This window comes from Thalassotalea euphylliae (assembly GCF_003390375.1).
Classification (GTDB): domain Bacteria; phylum Pseudomonadota; class Gammaproteobacteria; order Enterobacterales; family Alteromonadaceae; genus Thalassotalea_F; species Thalassotalea_F euphylliae_A.
On record NZ_QUOT01000001.1, the window covers coordinates 3,630,089 to 3,649,197 of the forward strand.

17 protein-coding genes are annotated in these 19,109 nt (G+C 42.6%); 12 read left to right on the forward strand and 5 right to left on the reverse strand.

All coding sequences use genetic code 11. The features are described from left to right. Nucleotides 1-197 precede the first annotated feature (197 nt). Entirely contained in the window at nt 198-1,547 is a 1,350-nt protein-coding gene (locus tag DXX94_RS15860) for a sodium-dependent transporter (protein WP_116017380.1), read from the forward strand. Nucleotides 1,548-1,804: 257 nt separating this feature from the next. On the opposite strand, the gene DXX94_RS15865 is transcribed toward DXX94_RS15860, so the two are convergent. Together DXX94_RS15865 and DXX94_RS15870 are read right to left on the reverse strand one after the other, a co-directional pair. Then, a complete protein-coding gene (locus DXX94_RS15865) occupies nt 1,805-2,506 on the reverse strand; it encodes a TIGR01621 family pseudouridine synthase (protein WP_116017382.1) in 702 nt (233 codons plus the stop codon). After that, nucleotides 2,506-3,864, reverse strand: a complete 1,359-nt coding sequence (locus DXX94_RS15870; RefSeq protein WP_116017384.1) for a Na+/H+ antiporter NhaC family protein — start codon at nt 3,862-3,864, stop codon at nt 2,506-2,508. Before DXX94_RS15870 ends, DXX94_RS15865 begins: the two co-directional genes overlap by 1 nt. Nucleotides 3,865-4,054: 190 nt before the next feature. Here DXX94_RS15870 and gshA point away from each other — a divergent pair, with 190 nt between their 5' ends. From gshA to DXX94_RS15885, 3 genes are all read left to right on the forward strand, one after another. Next, nucleotides 4,055-5,626: a glutamate--cysteine ligase gene (gene gshA, locus DXX94_RS15875; protein WP_116017386.1), complete on the forward strand. Its 1,572-nt coding sequence runs from the start codon at nt 4,055-4,057 to the stop codon at nt 5,624-5,626. A gap of 907 nt (nt 5,627-6,533) precedes the next feature. After that, nucleotides 6,534-7,154, forward strand: a complete 621-nt coding sequence (locus DXX94_RS15880; RefSeq protein ID WP_116017388.1) for a transglycosylase SLT domain-containing protein — start codon at nt 6,534-6,536, stop codon at nt 7,152-7,154. 163 nt (nt 7,155-7,317) lie between these two features. Beyond that, nucleotides 7,318-8,892, forward strand: coding sequence for a DEAD/DEAH box helicase (locus tag DXX94_RS15885; protein ID WP_116017390.1), 1,575 nt, complete (start codon nt 7,318-7,320; stop codon nt 8,890-8,892). Between the two features lie 124 nt (nt 8,893-9,016). Here the strand turns inward: DXX94_RS15885 and cobA are convergent, their stop codons facing one another. Further along, nucleotides 9,017-9,820: a uroporphyrinogen-III C-methyltransferase gene (gene cobA / locus DXX94_RS15890; RefSeq protein WP_116017392.1), complete on the reverse strand. Its 804-nt coding sequence runs from the start codon at nt 9,818-9,820 to the stop codon at nt 9,017-9,019. Nucleotides 9,821-10,051: 231 nt separating this feature from the next. Between cobA and DXX94_RS15895 the strand changes: the two genes are divergently transcribed. Then, a complete protein-coding gene (locus tag DXX94_RS15895) occupies nt 10,052-11,494 on the forward strand; it encodes a M20/M25/M40 family metallo-hydrolase (RefSeq protein WP_116017394.1) in 1,443 nt (480 codons plus the stop codon). A 98-nt stretch (nt 11,495-11,592) separates the two neighbouring features. Here the strand turns inward: DXX94_RS15895 and suhB are convergent, their stop codons facing one another. Together suhB and DXX94_RS15905 are read right to left on the reverse strand one after the other, a co-directional pair. Then, a complete protein-coding gene (suhB, locus tag DXX94_RS15900) occupies nt 11,593-12,396 on the reverse strand; it encodes an inositol-1-monophosphatase (protein WP_116017396.1) in 804 nt (267 codons plus the stop codon). A 152-nt stretch (nt 12,397-12,548) separates the two neighbouring features. Further along, a complete protein-coding gene (locus DXX94_RS15905; protein ID WP_116017398.1) occupies nt 12,549-13,391 on the reverse strand; it encodes an HDOD domain-containing protein in 843 nt (280 codons plus the stop codon). A 498-nt stretch (nt 13,392-13,889) separates the two neighbouring features. On the opposite strand from DXX94_RS15905, the gene trmJ reads away from it, so the two are divergent. The 7 genes from trmJ (at nt 13,890) to hscB (ending at nt 19,104) form a co-directional block, all read left to right on the forward strand. Next, the gene (trmJ, locus tag DXX94_RS15910; RefSeq protein ID WP_116017400.1) at nt 13,890-14,726 is read left to right on the forward strand and encodes a tRNA (cytosine(32)/uridine(32)-2'-O)-methyltransferase TrmJ; all 837 of its coding nucleotides are present in this window, start codon (nt 13,890-13,892) and stop codon (nt 14,724-14,726) included. 213 nt (nt 14,727-14,939) lie between these two features. After that, nucleotides 14,940-15,749, forward strand: a complete 810-nt coding sequence (gene cysE, locus DXX94_RS15915) for a serine O-acetyltransferase (protein ID WP_116017402.1) — start codon at nt 14,940-14,942, stop codon at nt 15,747-15,749. 196 nt (nt 15,750-15,945) lie between these two features. Next, nucleotides 15,946-16,449 carry a Fe-S cluster assembly transcriptional regulator IscR gene (iscR, locus tag DXX94_RS15920; protein ID WP_116001100.1) on the forward strand — a complete coding sequence of 168 codons (504 nt, stop codon included), beginning with the start codon at nt 15,946-15,948 and terminating at the stop codon, nt 16,447-16,449. Nucleotides 16,450-16,485: 36 nt separating this feature from the next. Next, a complete protein-coding gene (locus DXX94_RS15925; protein WP_116017404.1) occupies nt 16,486-17,700 on the forward strand; it encodes an IscS subfamily cysteine desulfurase in 1,215 nt (404 codons plus the stop codon). Nucleotides 17,701-17,726: 26 nt separating this feature from the next. Further along, nucleotides 17,727-18,110 carry a Fe-S cluster assembly scaffold IscU gene (iscU, locus tag DXX94_RS15930; RefSeq protein ID WP_116001098.1) on the forward strand — a complete coding sequence of 128 codons (384 nt, stop codon included), beginning with the start codon at nt 17,727-17,729 and terminating at the stop codon, nt 18,108-18,110. A gap of 51 nt (nt 18,111-18,161) precedes the next feature. Next, entirely contained in the window at nt 18,162-18,485 is a 324-nt protein-coding gene (gene iscA / locus DXX94_RS15935; protein WP_116001097.1) for an iron-sulfur cluster assembly protein IscA, read from the forward strand. Nucleotides 18,486-18,576: 91 nt separating this feature from the next. After that, nucleotides 18,577-19,104, forward strand: a complete 528-nt coding sequence (gene hscB / locus DXX94_RS15940) for a co-chaperone HscB (RefSeq protein WP_116017406.1) — start codon at nt 18,577-18,579, stop codon at nt 19,102-19,104. Nucleotides 19,105-19,109 lie beyond the last annotated feature (5 nt).

Consider the following 19,109-nt stretch of genomic DNA (forward strand, 5'->3'; position numbering starts at 1 on the left):
TTACATTGCTTTGAGTTACTACAACTTAGCTGCATGCTTACCTGTAAAGAAATTGATTGATCTTTGTGCACATTATTGTGCACAGTCTATTTAAGTTGTCAGTCAACTATTTTACGCCACTGGCTTGTCTTCGCGGGTCGGTTTTACGTAAATTATGTCGCTAACAACGTAAATATAATAATAAAAGTAGATAGTTTATGGCTGTTTCTAGAGGCGAGTTTAGCTCGCGCATCGGGTTTATTATGGCGGCCGCAGGCTCTGCGGTTGGTCTGGGTAACGTTTGGGGTTTTCCTACACAAACTGCGAGTAATGGTGGTGCAGCGTTCGTACTAGTGTATTTAGTGCTGGCGTTTTGTTTAGCATATCCTGCTTTCATGGCAGAAATATTAATTGGTCGCTATGGCCAAGCAAATGCCGTTACTAGCTTACAAAAAATGTCGAGTAAGGCTTGGCAAAAGCGCTTTGCGTTTATTGTTGGCTTTGGCGGTATTATCTGTGCCTCACTCATTTTGAGTTTTTACGGCATTTTAGCCGGCTGGATGATGTCGTTTGCCGTTGAATCTGCCGCTGAAATCGCCGGATTGCAATCTATCGCGTCTTGGGCGGTGAGCGACTCCGTTGCCCGTAATGTCTTTTTCACCACCTTATTTATGTTTCTCACCGTGTTTATTATTCGCCGCGGTGTCGAGCAAGGCATCGAAAAGTGGTCAAAGCGCTTAATGCCAATGATGATTGGCTTATTGATATTGCTGATTGGCTATGTCATGACCCTAGACGGTGCAATGCAAGGGTTAGAAGCTTATCTAAACCCTGATATCAGCCGCGTGTTAGAGCCGAACCTACTGGTCAGTGCGTTAGGTCAGGCGTTCTTCTCATTGTCACTTGGTACCTCGGTGATGGTGATTTACGGCTCTTATATTGCCAAGAAAGAAAACATGGTCACCATAGGGGCGCAAGTTACCCTGATTGATGTTTCTATTGCTTTCCTAGCTGGCTTGTTAATTATCCCTGCGATGTATGTCGCACAAGCACAAGGCGTGCAAATTTTTGCCGACGACGGTAGCTTAATTGCAGGGCCGACTTTAGTGTTTACCGTATTACCTAGCCTGTTTGATGGTATGGGCGGTTTAGGTTTGTTTATTGGTTTAGCCTTCTTCTTGTTAATGTCGATTGCAGCGCTAACTTCCTCCATTTCAATGCTTGAAGGGCCAGTTTCCTATGCGGTTGAACGCCATAATATCGATCGCAAGAAGGCAACAACCATCATTGGCTTGGTTATTTTACTCATAAGCTTCGGTATTATTTCAAATCTAGGTGTGATGTTAGGTTTTGTGGCGACCCTTTCAACAGAATATGGTCAGCCAATTATTGCCATGCTTTGCTGTGTGTTTGCTGGCTGGATCTGGCAACGTAGCTCACTATTAGCAGAAATAAAGCAAGGCAATGAAACGGTTGAAGACAGCTTGTTCTGGAAAGTCTGGCCGTGGTACACCAAATTTGTTTGCCCTGTGGCAATTGGTGGCGTGTTTGTTCACAGCTTGCTGTAATAGGTATCAAACAAAAATGGCAGTCAATAGACTGCCATTTTTATTTAACCTCAGGTTTGGATAAGAAATAGTGAATAACAAATCAATTCAAATACTGATGTTGGTTTTTATCTTCTTGCGAGAAATTTTTGCTGATATCAAGGCAAATTTGCGCGTCAATAGCTGGTCTATTGCAAGTAAATTTAACGCTGGTAGCAGTAAAAATAGCCGCTAGAAGCACATTAGTTATCCAGAGCTGAGGTTATTTAGCAAAGTTGCTAGCACTTGGGCCAAGCCTGTTGCCATGGTGGCGAAATACTCGAAAGCCATGCTAACGCCTCAGAAGACTGAAAATGTTTTCCAAAATTCGGTGTTTGAAGGTAGTCAAACACTTTATCTTGGTAAGTAAAGCGCAGCGCGTAGGCGTGTAGGTAACCGCGATCGGCAACAAATTTTTCTGAACCGGGATTACCATACAAAGTATCTCCTAGTATGGGCGCACCAATACTGCTTAGTGCAACGCGAATCTGATGAGTCTTGCCACTGTGTGGCTTAAGCAAATAAGCGCGCAGGCCGGCAATTAAGCTGGTGCTAAAAAACTGTGTAATTGCTGGGTTCTCCATAGTACGAATTAACTTCCACATACCGCGGCGGCTTTTCGCCATATCGCCTTTGATTAACCCTTGCTTTTTTTTCGGCTTTTTATCGCTTAACGCAATGTAATACTTATCAATTTGATGTTCACGAAAAAGCTGCTCAAAGGTGCGCGCTGCAGCAAGGTTTTTGGCAAAGATAACTAAGCCTGAAGTTAGCTTGTCTAGTCGATGAACCGGGTAAAGCTCAGTCAGTTCAAGCTGGCTTTTTACTTGTGAAAATAAGCCTGCGCCAAGCTCACCTTCATCGTGAAAGTTAACGTTTGGCGCTTTGTTGACTAACACAAAATCTGGTTGCTCATCGACCAGTTCAAACCCACTAGTCATTAGAAGCTAAGACCAATCAAGATGTAGATAACTATCGTTAACATAGCGCCAAATAAAGCATAAGGTAGTTGGGTTTTTACGTGTTCGTAATGATCACAGCCGCTGGCAATAGATGCAACCACTGTGGTGTCTGAAATTGGCGAAGAGTGGTCGCCAAAAATACCGCCACCTAGCACAGCCGCGACAAGGAAAGACACGGGCAGCCCAGTTTGCATGGCAATTGGTACGGCAATTGGAATTAAGATGGCAAAAGTACCCCAGGAGGTGCCGGTGGCAAATGCCATTACCGCAGCAACTAAAAAGATAATTGGCGCAATTAAAAATAGTGGGACTTCCACCTGCATTAATTCACTAACATAAGTGCCTGTACCAAGCGCTTTAATGACATCACCAAAGGCAAATGACAAAACTAGAATCATTACCACAGGTGCCATATACCAAAGGCCATTAACGAATATTTTAGCCATTGCTTGCACACTAAGCAGGCGGTAATAGCTGATCATGCCAATCACTAACACGCAGCTACTAACGATGGCCCAAAACACCGAGAATGAGCCAGAGCCGCGACGCATGTCGCCGTCACCCGTGATAAATAACAAGGTTAAAGTGATTGCTAGTAGTGCAATTAATGGCACCCACATCACGCGTGCAGGGCCAATTTTTGTGTCGCCAGACTCATTTGGTGTGTTCACTAAGCTTGTTGCGCTTGCCAGAGGCCCAAAAGCTTTACCTGAATAAGCGGTGTAATAAGCCAGAGCAACGGCAATAATGGCATAAAAGTTATAGCCTATTGTGCCAATTAGTACGCTAACTGGGTCGTCAAAACTAAAACCATCTAGCAAGCCAAGAACATAAGCGCCCCAGCCATTAATTAAGAACAAAATGCTTATCGGGGCGCAAGTTGAATCGAGTAAATAAGCCAAGCGAGCGCGGCTTAGTTTATGGCGATCGAATAACTGTTGGCTTGCCATGCCGGCAGTAAACATACTCAGATTTGTGTCGGTGAAAATGCTGGAACCGATCAGTGTTGGTAGCATGCTGGCTTGGCGTTTGGTTTTAACGAGTTTTAACTTAGCTAAGTGTTCAATAAAACCATTAACCGCGCCAGCTTCACTGAGTAGCTTTACCATAGCGCCAATTAATAAACTGAAACAAATAATATAAACATTACCTGTTGACGAAAACACGTCAGCAAAGCCGGAAATCGCACCTGACGCGCCACTCAACGGTTGCCAGTTCGCAACCATTAAATGACTAAGTAGTACACCAACGAGCAGTGCCATTAAGGCATTGCGTCGCCAAACGGCAATTAAAATAGCGACAAATGGAGGAAGTAAACTGAGAGCGGAGTCTTGCATAAAGTGTTCTTTAAATTGGGCTGTTTATACGAAATACTAATAATGGATGTTATTTTCGCACCCATTGACACTGGGCGCACCTTTTTATTTTGTAACTTTTGGTAAAGTTTACTAGCTAGCGTATTGAATTATCATCAATTACCCTTACATTGTAACCAATTCGAATTATACGCTAGGCGGCGGAGCCATTTTGATCTCATCTCTTAATCAGTATTTACAAGCCTTATCAGCCGATGAACATTTAGCTGCCGTTTCAGGAATCAAGCGTGGTGTTGAGCGAGAAGCTTTGCGGGTGGTAAGTGAGGGAAGGCTATCAACTCAGCCTCATCGCGAAAATTTAGGATCGGCACTAACACATCCATACATTACGACTGACTATTCAGAAACCTTACTTGAGTTTATTACGCCGGTAAGTGATTCAGCAGAGCAAACCATTGCTCAGCTGGAAGATATTCAAAAATATGCCTACGAAAATATTGATGGTGAGTTGTTATGGCCATTAAGTATGCCTTGCTTTGTTGAAGACGATGACCAAATTCCGCTAGCGCAATACGGCAGCTCTAACGTTGGCCGTATGAAAACCGTATATCGCCAAGGGCTGAAAAACCGCTATGGCAGCATGATGCAGGTAATCGCGGGCATTCATTTTAATTTTTCTTTTTCTGAAGACTTTTGGCGTGCTATTCAGCAAATAGATGGTGATACACGAGATTTACAAACCTTTGTTTCAGAGCGTTACTTTGCTCTTATTCGCAATTACAAACGACTGTGCTGGTTAATTCCTTACTTGTTTGGCAGTTCACCAATACTGTGTAGTTCGTTCTTGCAAGACAAGCCGCATCAATTGCCATTCAAACGCTCTAAAACGGGGTATTTGTATTTAGAGCATGCCACGTCGCTGCGCATGAGCGATTTAGGCTACACCAACAGCGCACAATCAGCGCTGAATATTTGCTACAACAATTTAACGTCATATGTTGAAGGGGTTAAAGAAGCAATTTCATTGGCTTCAGATGATTTCGATAAAATTGGCGTTAAGGTAGATGGCGAATATCGCCAACTAAACAGCAATGTGTTGCAAATTGAAAATGAACTTTATGCACCTATTCGACCTAAACGCGTGGCCGAGTCAGGTGAAAAGCCTTCAGAAGCATTGCAGCGTCGCGGTGTTGAATATATTGAAGTGCGTGCGTTAGATGTTAACCCATTCTCCGCAACGGGCATTAGCCTTGAGCAAATGCGCTTCCTCGATGTGTTTATAACCTACTGTGCACTAGCACCTAGCCCAGAGATGACTGCTGAGCTACAGAAACGCTATGAGCACAATATGGATAAAGTGGTGCTACGCGGCCGCGAACCTGAGCTAAAGCTTAACGATGACAATCAATGTAAAACCATCCCAGAGTGGGGTGGTGAGCTATTTGAAGAGTTTATGCAAGTGGCTAAGCTGTTAGATAAGGCCTACGGTACGGACGATTACCAAGTGGTGACGAGCAGCGAGTTTGCCAAAGTAAAAGATGCGAGCTTAACGCCTTCTGCGAAGCTAGTAGATATGGTGGTTAACCAAGAAGCGAAATACACAGCATTAGCATTAGGTAAAGCGAGTGAATACCGCGAACAGCAAATGGCTAATGGTTATCAAACATTTGATCAGGCGATGTTAACGCAAGCGGCAAAACAATCTCACCTTGATCAAAAAGCGATTGAAGAAAACGATACGCTAGACTTTGATAGCTTCTTAGCTGACTATTTCAAAGCATAACTCGAGCTAGTGCTCGCTCTAGCTAAATTTTCGATAATTCAAAAACACTTAGTACCATAAGTGTTGCGAATCGTTAGGTACTGATCAGAAAAATATCAGACGAAAGTATCAGACAAAAAAAAGCGCGTTAGGGCAACGCGCTACTAAAATATGAAAGCAGTCCAGGGAGGTTTTGCTCTCAAACACTTCGACCAGTACTAATCCGGTTAGTTCAAAAAATGTTCAATATATTTCTGTTATATTTTCCTAATCGCTAACTTTTTTCTGAATATACTGGCAACTTGTTGTTCTTATTTAACTTTTTTCTAACAACTCTCTAGCTTTTCAAAACTCTCAAATTTCAGACAAAAAAAATGCGTTTACTGGTAAAAATCAGTTAAACGCATCAAATCTCATGAAACACTAAGGGAAAATAAGTCTCTCAATTAATAGGACAGGGTATTTCTTTAAAAGTTCACAAAGTTTTGGCTTTTTTGTTAAACAATAAGAATTGTTGAAAACTGAGATAAAAAGAAGAGATAAATAACAGGCAAAAAAAACGCGTTTACACTGGTATCAGGTAAACGCGCTCAAAAACATAAAAACACTAAGGGAGTAATTCTCTCACTTTGTTTGAGTCATGCTTGATAGTAAAGTTCAATTAAATTGAAAAAATTTTAAGAAAAGTAAAAGTGAGATGTGTGGCTAAGTTTTGAATAGTGATTTGGGCAGCAAATTCAGGGCAAAAAAAACGCGCTATGCTTAAAAAGAATAGCGCGATGAATATCCAAAAGGGGAATATAACAAAAGTCTCTCGTTTAGTAAGAGTGATGTAAAAACAAAAAGTTCCAAGAAAGGTAAGATTTTTTTTTAATGCTCTGGCATCATAACCCTACCAAGTCGCTTACTTTTTCAATTTAGTTGTTTTATGCGTAAAACTAAGCTGTTTCTGATTAGCTTGCTCAGCACAATATTACTTGCTGGCTGTGCAACGCCTCCTCCAAAAAATCCTGAAAATATCTGCGAAATCTTTCGCGAGCACCGCGATTGGTATTTTGCTGCAAAAGATGCACGCGAGCGTTGGGGCGTTCCTATTCATGTGCCAATGGCGATGATGTATCAAGAAAGCTCGTTTAGGCATGATGCACTGCCACCGCGCGACTACTTACTTGGCTTTATCCCGTGGGGGCGAGTAAGTAGTGCCTACGGTTATTCGCAAGCCAAAACCATGACATGGGATGACTATATTCGCGAAACCGATAATACTGGCGCAGATCGCGATGATTTTGATGATGCAATTGATTTTATGGGCTGGTTTATTTTTAAAACGCAAAAAATCAATAAAGTATCAAAATGGGATGCCTACAATCAGTACTTGAACTATCACGAAGGCTGGGGCGGCTTTAAACGTAAAACATACAAGAAAAAACCTTGGTTGGTGAAGGTGTCGCGTAAAGTAGATAATCGTGCTCGCCGCTATTCCAGCCAATTAAAAAGTTGTGAAGAAGAGTTAGATCATGGCTGGTTATGGCGATTATTTTTTGGTTAAACCGACAGTAATAGCTAATTGACCTAAATACATAATAAGCATAGACAAACAATTTTTAACGTTTAATTAATAAGCGCGGCAGCTGTGAATATGATAGACTGCCGCGCTTTTTTATTATCTGCTGCCAAGAAATTATTCGGGGTGGCTTGCGTTAAGGAATTCTATGTCGTTTTCAGCATTAGGCTTATTACCTGAATTAGTTCAAGCGGTAACTGAGCAAGGCTATCAAACACCTTCTCCCATTCAAGCGAAAGCGATCCCTGCGATTCTTACTGGCCGCGATATTATGGCGGCCGCGCAAACTGGCACAGGAAAAACCGCAGGTTTTACCTTACCTATTCTGCATCAGCTAGCAAGCAACAAGTCACGCTCATCCGCAAACCAAGTAAAAGTTTTGGTATTAACACCAACTCGTGAGTTAGCAGCGCAAGTTGCAGATAATTTGTCGCGTTACAGCCAGCATTTAAATATTCGCAGCGATGTGGTTTTTGGCGGTGTCAAAATTAACCCACAAATGATGCGCTTGCGTGCTGGAGTTGAGGTGCTGACCGCAACGCCTGGCCGCTTGTTAGATTTATATCAGCAAAATGCGGTTAAATTTGATGAACTTGAAGCCGTCGTGCTTGATGAAGCTGATCGTATGCTAGACATGGGCTTTATCCGCGATATCAAAAAAATACTAGCCTTACTGCCCAAGCAGCGCCAAAGCTTGTTATTTTCAGCTACTTTCTCGCCAGAAATTCGCGACTTAGCGAAAACCTTAGTGAAGCAGCCAGTCGAAATTTCGGTTGCTCAAGAGAACACTACTGCCGCCACCATTGAACATTGGCTAGTAGCGGTTGATAAAAAGAAGAAACCTGCCTTACTAGATAAGCTGATCACTGAGCAACAGTGGTCACAAGTCTTGGTTTTTACCCGCACTAAACACGGCGCTAACCGTTTAACACGTTATCTTGACGGACAAGGACATAAAGCCTTGGCTATCCACGGCAATAAAAGCCAAGGGGCGCGCACCAAAGCGCTTGCTCAGTTTAAAGACAAAACCATTCAAGTGTTAGTGGCAACTGATATTGCCGCTCGTGGTATTGATATTAGCCAGCTGCCAGTAGTGGTTAACTTTGAGCTGCCCAATGTGCAAGAGGACTATGTTCACCGTATCGGTCGAACGGGGCGCGCGGGTGTTGACGGTGAAGCGATTTCTTTGGTTGCAGCAGATGAATATAAGCAACTAGTCGATATTGAACACGTTATTCAGCAGCACATTCCGAGAAAAGAAGTTGATGGTTTTAAGCCTGCGAATCCATTAGATGAATCACGCCCGATTCGACCGTTAAAGAAAAAGAAACCGAAAAAGCCGAAAATAGCTAAAACGCCTGAAGCTAATCACAAGTCTAATGTGAAAACGGGTAAGCAGGCACAAAGTAATACTAGCGAAGTGCGTAAAGAGCCAAAGTCGCAGAATAAAAGTGATGCTAAACCAAAGCATGCTCATAAACCGAGTAAGGGCAGAAAGCCTAATGTAAAAAGTGCTGATGACAAGCATAAAAGTGGCAGTAGCAAGAATGCAGAAACTCGCCCAAATAAGAAAGGTGGTAAGCCAAACTCTGCTTCGTCAAGCAAGCAGCCTAGTGGCTCTCGCAGTGGCACTAAAGGAAACAACCCATACGCGAATAGTCCGCAAGGGAAGAAATCTAAACCGCGCAAAGTGAACGATTCAAATAATAGTAGCAGTAACTAAAACTGTTAATACTATTTGATATCTATATTAATCCCAAAAGAGCGACTAACTGTCGCTCTTTTTGTCTGTCGTTGAATATGTTTCTTTGAGCTAAGTGTTGCTTGGCACTAATTGTTGCTTGGTACTAATTGTTGCTTGGTAAAAGGTAACCTAAATTAGCAAGTTGTGCTTGTTCAAAGGTGGTTACCACATCGCCGATAATAATCAAAGACGGTGGCTTTATATGGTGTTCAGCAACGAGGGCTTCAATATTTTCTAAGGTGCCTTTAACTAATTTCTGCGCCTGAGTGGTACCACGTTCTATTAACGCGACAGGGGTTGGTAACGGTCTTCCTGCTTTCTTTAACTGCTGCACTATCGTACCGAGTGTTTTTACGCCCATGTAAAAAACAATGGTTTGCTGCTGATCTTGCAGTGATGACCAGGGTAAATCTAAGCTACCATCATTTTGAACATGGCCAGTAATTAAGGTACATGCCCGTGACACTTGACGGTGAGTCAGCGGAATACCTGCATAAGCCGCGCAAGAAGATGCTGCTGTCATGCCGGGGACAATATGACAGGCCACGCCTTGGCTGAGTGCGTATTGCGCTTCTTCACCACCACGACCAAAGACTAGTGGGTCGCCGCCTTTTAAACGCACTACACGTTTACCCAATTTGGCTTGTTCAACAATAATTTCATTGATGCGCTCTTGCGGTACTTTATGCTCAGCTTGCTTCTTACCCACATAAATTTTTTCACAGCCTTCGGGTAACAGCGCCATTATTTCATCACTGACCAATCGATCGTAAATCGCGACTTCTGCCTGAGTAATAAAACGATAGGCTTGCAGGGTCAGCAAGTCAGGATCGCCAGGACCGGCACCGACTAGGGCAGCTTCTCCTGCGGTAAAAGCTTGTTTGTTGGGATTGAAGTTTTTTGGCATAACGACACTGACCTACTACTGACGTGCTGAATTATGTTTCATTTTAACACCTCTTATAACACTATCTATATTTAAACTTGGTTTCATATATCAATTTTAAATATAAGCCTTGGTGACTAGACGTTTATCTCAATAAACTGACGATTAAGCTGATTAAACTATTCGATATTTAGCTTAGCAGGTAACGTGGTTGCCATTACTAATAACGATTATAAAAGGTAAGGCCTTCTTATGAGTCTACAACTGAGTCCACAAGCGCACGTTAAGTTAAAGCGCCCTTCAGCAATCTATACGAAAAGCATTAGCCTAATAACAAGTGCTATTTGTGCAACATTCGTCAGTACTGCGGCTAGCGCTGTGCAGGTACCACCTAGTGAGCAGCTTGTGCTGCGTGACATTCAAAAACAGATAAGCGCTGAGCGATTAAAGCAAGATGTGACTAAGTTAGTGAGTTTTGGTACACGTCATACCTTGTCAGAAACAAAGTCAGATAGCCGTGGTATTGGCGCTGCACGACGTTGGATAAAAACGGAGTTTGAAAAAATATCAGCTGAATGTGGTGGCTGTTTGGAAGTGGTCTATCAAAAACGCACTTTTTCGGGTGAAACAAGAATTCCTAACCCAACTGAAGTGGTAAACGTGCTGGCGATACAGCGCGGTAAAACCGACCCAAATCGTTATATTGTGATGAGCGGAGATATAGATTCAAGGGTGAGTGACCCGCTCGATTTTACCAGTGATTCACCTGGTGCCAATGACAACGCTACGGGTGTTGCTGGCGCGATAGAAGCAGCTCGAGTACTTTCTCAATATAAATTCGATGGCACTATAGTTTATGCGGCACTTTCGGGTGAAGAGCAGGGCTTATTTGGTGGCAAAATCATGGCTGATATTGCCAAACAAGAAAACTGGCGAGTTGAAGCCGTTATTAATAACGACATGATAGGTAATATCGAGGGTATTAATGGCGTGATTAATAACACTACAGCACGAGTATTTTCTGAAGGAGTACGCGTTGTTGAAACACCTGAAGAAGCGAGATTACGTCGTTTTACGGGGGGCGAAGTAGATTCACCATCACGTAATGTTGCTCGCTACATTGATAAAGTCGCCGATGATTATATCCCCAATCTAGATGTGATGATGGTTTATCGATTAGACCGTTTCCGTCGTGGCGGCCATCATCGCCCATTTAATGAAGTGGGTTTTCCTGCGGTAAGAATTATGGAAACCAATGAGCATTATGATCGCCAACACCAAGATTTACGCACCGAGAATGGCCGTGAATATGGTGATGTCTTGGCGGGCGTTGATTTTGATTTTAATGCCAAGCTAACTTCGCTTAATGCGGTGACAATGGCTTCGATGGCATGGGCGCCAGCGCCGCCAGCGAATGTACAAATTAAAGGCGCTGTTCAGCCCTCAACCACACTCAGCTGGCAAAAGCCGACGGGTAAAATGGCTGAAAACCTTGCGGGCTACCGTATTCACTGGCGTTTAACCACTGAGCCAACATGGACAAAAAGCCAATATGTTGGTGATGTAAGTGAATTTACACTAGAGAATATCGTCATTGATAACTACTTCTTTGGTGTCAGCAGTGTTGCTAAAGATGGTTTTGAGTCGCCTGTAGTTTTTCCAGGGCCAGCAGGTTCGTTTGGTGGTTACAACTAGTTTCGTCCGCGCAGGTGTAAGAGAAAAAAGAATAAGAGTTAAAAAAGCCGCTTATCTTTCGATAAGCGGCTTTTAGTTATTCGATTATAAAGTCTTGCTTACTTGTTTAAGCTATCGCCTAAGAAAGGACGAATATCTTTTAAGATTTCACGCAGTACTTTGGTGCTACCAGCAACAATGTTGCCTGATTTTGCATGGTTGTTACCGCCAGCAAAGTCACTAACTAAACCACCAGCTTCAACAACTAATAGTTCACCTGCGGCAGTATCCCAAGGCTTTAAGCCGATTTCGAAAAAACCATCAACACGGCCAGCAGCAACATAAGCTAGGTCAAGCGCTGCAGAGCCAGCACGACGCATATCCGCAGTTTTAGTAAACATTGCCTTAAACATGTTTAGGTAAGCATCGGTATGTTGTTTTTTCTTGAATGGGAAACCAGTCGCTAATACGGTGCCACTTAGTTCTTTTGCGTTTGATACGCGAATACGGAAACCGTTAAGTTGCGCACCTTTACCACGGCTAGCAGTAAACAGTTCGCCACGAATCGGGTCAAAAATAACTGCTTGATCTAATTTGCCTTTTACTTTTAAAGCAATAGATACAGCAAAGTGAGGAATGCCTTTTACAAAGTTTGTTGTGCCATCGAGTGGATCGATAACCCATTGGTAGTCCGTATCTTCACCTTCTAAAATGCCGTGCTCTTCACCAACAATACTGTGGTTTGGGTAAGCTTTACGAATCGTATCGATAATCACTTGTTCAGCTTGTTTATCGATGTTGGTCACTAAGTCGTTAGTGCCTTTTGACTCAACTTCCACTTTATCTAATTGCTCGAATGCGCGAGCGATAACATTTCCAGCTGAACGTGCGGCACGTACAGCAATATTTAACATTGGATGCATAGGGCTACCTATTTAAATTTGTAAAACAGCATGTCAAAGAACAGGGTTGACGAACGCACTCGTCGTCAAAGCGGCGCGCATTCTAGCAGCTAAGTTTAGTAATTACTACTGGAATGCGCTTAATAAATGGTCAATATTTGTTAATGGCGAAATTAATGCTCGTGATAAAGTTCAGTGTAATCGTCCATTAGGTCGCGATAATCTTCTTCTGATAACCCTAAAATGGATAAGGCTTGATTGCTGATAATTTGCCAATCAGGTGAATTACCATAACGTTTCACGTTTTCTGTTAAGTTTTCTGCTGCCTTTAATACGCAAAAAACTAACTCTTCTTTGCCACAGGTCGCTGACTTGATAAAGCTGAAGTCATGGTGGCGCAAAATTAATTGGCAAATATCTTTCGGTAAGTGCCAAGAAGTCGCAACGTAATAGCCCAATACAGCGTGGTTACAGCCGTAATGCTTTTCTTCTAAGGCAATTGGGTTTTCGTGATTATTATTAGCGGCAATCAAGATGTCTTTATAGTTGTCATACTTAAGTGCTAGTAAAGGAATACCGCAATCGTGAAATAGTCCAATGGTAAATAGCATGTCTACCGGCACTTCGTTTTTAACACGGTTGCCAATAAACTGCATCGCATTGGCAGTATCGATAGCGTCATCCCAAAAACGCTCTAGTGAAATACTGGCATTGCCAGAGAATGACTTTTTCAACAATAAGGCTGTTACGAGTGCTTTGATAGTGGTTAAGCCAAGCATCATCGCCGCTTGCTTAATTTCAGAAATACGGCGATTCATACCGTAAAAAGGTGAGTTGATAACTTTTAAAATAGCGGCTGATAGACCAACATCACGGGCAATTACGTCAGAGATCTTACCCAAATCTGGGTATTCCTCGTCCATTAAGTTTTCAATTTCCGTTAGCACTTCTGGCTTCACTGGAATTTGAAAACTCGACATTACCGATTGAATTTGTTGTTGATCAAGGTTGAACATGGCCTGCTTTTGTCCTCACTTTGTTGTGGTAATTTTTAATTTCGCGTTAATTTTAAATTGATTTGGTTGCATAAGATCTGGTCATTTTCGGATCAATAACGAAGAAACTTAACGTGCTGTTTATTGCATTATTAATCAAAACATAAATGGTTTGACCACCCACCAAATTTTCGCGCGCTATTTTACTACTCACCATTGTGCGTCGCTAGTTTAAGCCTGTATCAATATGTAGCTGAACATGATTTAAATCATAGAAAAGTATAGTTGAAAGCGAAAAAGCCGACAGGATTGAGTAGTTAGTTTGAATTGTGTCCAGTTGGCTAGAGCCAACGAATAGAAGATGTTAATCCCGTATGAAAAATTCGAATATAGAACAAAACGCACTAATAGAGATCGAATCAAAATAGCGGGCTTTATTGATAAAATGCAAAATACGCTAATCACCCCTGATATTCTTGTGATAAAATGTCAGGATTTTTAGCCATCTAGATAGTTATAATGTCAAACGACTCAACAGCAAACGCATCAACCAATACGCCAAATTTAGCCAATGTAAAAATTGTGCTGGTGAATACCTCCGACTGCCGTAACATTGGCTCGGCAGCACGCGCCATGAAAACCATGGGGTTAAGCCAGTTAGTTTTAGTTGATCCTATCGAAATGCCAAATGGTCAAGCGCAAGCACTAGCGGCAGGCGCGACTGATGTACTAGCCAATGCGCAAGTCGTTAACACGCTTGAAGAAGCGATTGAAGATTGTGGCCTTGTCGTTGGTACCAGTGCTCGCTCTCGCACTCTCCCATGGCCTATGCTTGAGCCTCGCAGTTGCGGTGAAAAGCTGATTGAAGAAGTACCTAATTATCCAGTAGCGCTAGTCTTTGGGCGTGAAAGCAGTGGCTTGACCAATGATGAACTGCAACTATGTCACTTCCATGTACAAATTCCAGCTAACCCTGAGTACAGTTCATTAAATTTAGCAATGGCGGTACAAACCTTAAGCTACGAAGTGCGTATGGCATATTTAGCTGCCAATGAAGCACAGTTTGCTAAGCCGGCGAGTGCTGAAGATGAAGAAGAATACCCTGTCGTAGAAGAAACAGAGCGTATGTTCACCCACTTTGAAGAAGCACTAAAAGCCACTGGTTTTATTGTGCCGAGTCACCCAGGTTTGGTAATGACTAAGCTACGTCGCTTTATCAATCGCGCACGTCCAGACACTAAAGAAGTTAAAATGTGGCGCGGTATTTTGTCATCGGTTGAGAAAACGGCTAAGCAGCTTGCCAAGGTAAGTGGCGAAGGCTCTGCTAAAGGTGACGCCGAATCAAAAGGCCAGTAAGAAGACGATAAAAAAGGCGATAACCTAGGCGAATAGGCCAAATAATTGTTTTAAATTGTAATCAAGGTCGCGTTTGCCGCTAGATTAGCGCTTAATAAGCGTAATGCTTTTAGCCAACAATAATGAAAGTAAATCGCTTTAACTTTCGATTCGTTATTGATTCGTTATTGATTCGTTATCGATTCATTCGATTTTTAGATATTAGGAAGAAATATGTTTAGCCGAATCAAAGAAGATATTAACAGTGTCTTTGATCGCGACCCAGCAGCGCGCAACAGCTTTGAAGTATTAACCAACTACCCAGGCTTACACGCCATTTGGTTTCATCGCCTTGCACACAAGCTTTGGAAACGCGATTGGAAATGGCTAGCCCGCACGATTTCAACCTTTTCTCGCTGGTTAACGGGCATTGAAATTCACCCCGGCGCAACTATAGGTCGTCGCTTTTTTATCGATCACGGTATGGGTGTGGTCATTGGCGGTACGGCTGAAATTGGCGATGACGTGACGCTGTATCAAGGTGTTACTTTAGGTGGTACGAGCTGGAAAGAAGGCAAGCGTCACCCAACCTTGGGCAACAATGTAGTCATTGGCGCAGGCGCCAAAGTGTTAGGGCCGATTCTTATTGATGATGGCGGTAAAGTTGGCTCGAACTCTGTAGTGGTTAAAGATGTGCCTGCTAACTCAACAGCGGTTGGTATTCCAGGTAAAATTGTTAATTCAAACGGCAAGAAGAAAAGCAACGGTACTCGCGATGAAGTCGCTAAAAAGTATGGCTTTGATGCTTATGCTGTATCTGAAGATAACCCAGATCCTGTGGCTAAAGCGATAGGCCGCCTACTTGACCACATCCACTTGATGGACAATAAAGTGGGTGATTTATGTAAAGAAGTGAACAATCTAGGTGGTAATGTTTGCGACAAAGAATTACCTGAATTACGTGTTGGTGAGTTTATAGAAGATGAGCAAAAGGCCGCGGCCCGACGTTTAAAAACAGTAGAATCATTCGACCCTAAAATTTAATTGTCTAGTTTGTTCAAATTATTCGTTAATTTCCTTTAAAATATGTTTCCTGAAAAATACTTGAGTATTTCACTCAAGTATTTCTTGACTGCATTCAAGTAAAGAATCTAAAATACCTGAGTAATTTACTCAGGTATTTGTTTGACTAATTTACTAGGTTATGTAAAATTGCGCGGCAAATTAACTAGGGCACACTATGAAATTAACTTCCAAAGGGCGTTATGCCGTGACAGCGATGTTAGATGTAGCGATTCATGCTGCCTCTGGTCCTGTGCCTCTGGCTGATATTTCCGAAAGACAAGGGATCTCTCTTTCTTACCTAGAGCAATTATTTTCGCGTTTGCGCAAACACGGTTTAGTGACCAGTGTTCGTGGCCCAGGTGGTGGCTACCGCTTAGGCAAGTGCTCTGCGCAAATTGCCGTAGCTGATGTGATTAGTGCGGTGGACGAGAGCGTAGATGCCACTAAATGTATGGGGCAAGGTAACTGCCAAGGCGGGCACCAATGTTTAACTCATACGTTATGGTCAGATTTAAGTAAACGCATCGAAGAGTTTTTACAAAACATTTCTTTGGCTGAGCTCGTAGAACAAAGAGATGTGAAATCGGTTTCACAGCGACAGGACAAAGATCAGCAAAGTATCGCTGATAGTGGACTCGAAACCTTGATTGCAACACAAAAGATAGTAAACGACTGGTAAGGGCCAGTTGTTACCAATATTGGAGAATACGATTCCATGAAATTACCGATTTATTTTGACTATTCAGCTACTACCCCAGTAGACAAACGTGTCGCCGAAAAAATGATGGCGTACCTTACAACGGATGGCCATTATGGTAACCCAGCGTCACGCTCGCACAAGTTCGGTTGGCAGGCAGAAGAAGCGGTTGATATCGCTCGTAACCAAATTGCTGATCTAATCAATGCTGATTCGCGCGAGATCGTATTCACTTCTGGTGCAACCGAATCAAACAATTTGGCGATCAAAGGTGCTGCGCAGTTTTACAGCAAAAAGGGTAAGCATATTATTACCTGCAAAACTGAGCACAAGGCAGTACTAGACACGACTCGTGAACTCGAGCGCCACGGTTATGAAGTCACTTACCTTGACCCAGAGCCAAACGGTTTAATCGACCTAACTAAGTTAGAAGCGGCAATGCGCGAAGATACTGTGTTGGTTTCTATTATGCACATCAACAACGAGATTGGTGTGGTTCAAGATATCCAAGAAATTGGTGAAATGTGTCGTGCTCGCAAAATCGTATTCCACGTAGATGCAGCACAAAGTGCGGGTAAATTACCAATTGATATGCAGACTTTGAAAGTTGATTTAATGTCGTTCTCGGCACATAAAATTTACGGCCCGAAAGGCATTGGTGCCTTATACGTGCGTCGTAAGCCTCGTATCCGTTTAGAGTCGCAAATCCACGGTGGTGGTCATGAACGCGGCATGCGCAGTGGAACTTTACCTACGCACCAAATCGTTGGTATGGGTGAAGCATTCCGTATCGCCAAAGAAGAAATGGCACAAGACCTTGAGCACGTAACCAAAATGCGTGACCGCTTATGGGCCGGTATCAAGGATATGGAGCAAGTATTTGTAAATGGTGATTTTGATAAGCGTTACCCGGGTAACCTAAACGTAAGCTTCAACTTTGTTGAAGGTGAATCACTAATTATGGCGCTGAAAGACTTAGCGGTATCAAGTGGCTCGGCATGTACATCCGCTAGCCTTGAGCCTTCGTATGTATTACGTGCGTTAGGTTTAAATGACGAGTTAGCACACAGTTCAATCCGCTTTAGCTTTGGTCGCTTCACTACAGAAGCAGAAATCGACTACGCAATTGAGCTTATTCAAAACGCAATTGGTCACCTACGTGAAATGTCGCCGCTTTGGGAAATGTTCCAAGATGGTATTGACTTAGAATCAGTTGAGTGGGTAGGACACTAAGGGCACACAGGCAGGAGTAAAGAATCATGGCATACAGTGAAAAAGTAATCGATCATTACGAGAACCCGCGTAACGTAGGCTCTCTAGACAAAAACGATCCACAAGTCGCAACCGGTATGGTAGGTGCGCCCGCATGTGGAGACGTCATGAAGTTGCAATTGAAAATATCTGACGCAGGTATTATTGAAGATGCAAAATTCAAAACTTACGGTTGTGGTTCAGCAATCGCTTCAAGCTCACTGGTAACAGAGTGGGTAAAAGGCAAAAGCATTGAAGAAGCCGCTGAAATAAAAAACACAGCAATCGCTGAAGAGCTAGCATTACCGCCTGTGAAAATTCACTGCTCTATCTTAGCGGAAGATGCAATTAAAGCTGCGCTCGAAGATTACCAGACTAAACAAGCAAACTAGGCAAGATAATAGTCGGTTCAGTAAAAGAAGGCATACAGCTAAGAGGTATTTATGGCAGTAACCATGACAACAGCAGCAGCCGATCGCGTTAGATCGTTTTTAACCAACCGAGGTAAGGGCCTTGGCTTGCGTTTAGGTATTAAAACCACTGGCTGCTCAGGTCTTGCCTATGTTTTAGAGTTTGTTGATGAACTCAATGAAGATGACGAGCTTTACAATATCGATGATGTAAATATTATCATTGATGGTAAAAGCTTAGTTTATCTTGAAGGTGTTGAGTTAGACTTTGTTAAAGAAGGGCTTAACGAAGGCTTTAAATTTACCAACCCGAATGCCAAAGGCGAATGTGGTTGTGGTGAAAGCTTTAACGTTTAAGATGTTAAATTTAGTTTAACTTTTAACTTAACTTTTAACTTAACTTTTAATTAAGTCAGATTGTAATTTGTAAGACATAAGTGGAGTTGTTTTGAATTACTTTGAATTGTTTGCGCTTGACGAGAAATTCAACATTGATACCTCTCACTTAACGCAAGTTTATCAACAACTACAGCGAAGCGTTCACCCTGATCGCTTCGCGCATGCCTCAAGCCAAGAGCAAATGTTAGCGGTGCAAAAGTCATCGCTGATTAACGATGCTTACCAAACCCTGAAAAAACCACTAAAACGCGCTGAATACATGCTGACGCTACGCGGTACTGAAATGCCGAACGAGCAAGCATCATTTAAAGACAATATGTTTTTGATGCGCCAGATGGAATTGCGCGAAATGCTGGCAGAAGTAAAGTTTGCCGACGATATCGATGCCGCTATCTTTGAAGCTAATCAGGTGCTTGAAAGCGAATTTACTGAGCTGTACAAAGCGATGCAGGTAAAACTAGCAGAGCAAACGGGTGATGCTAATCAAGAAGCCAGTGAGATTTTACGCAAGCTCAAGTTTTATCATAAATTGAATGTAGAGCTTGATCGCTTAGAAGACTTATTGTTCGAAAGCTAACAACA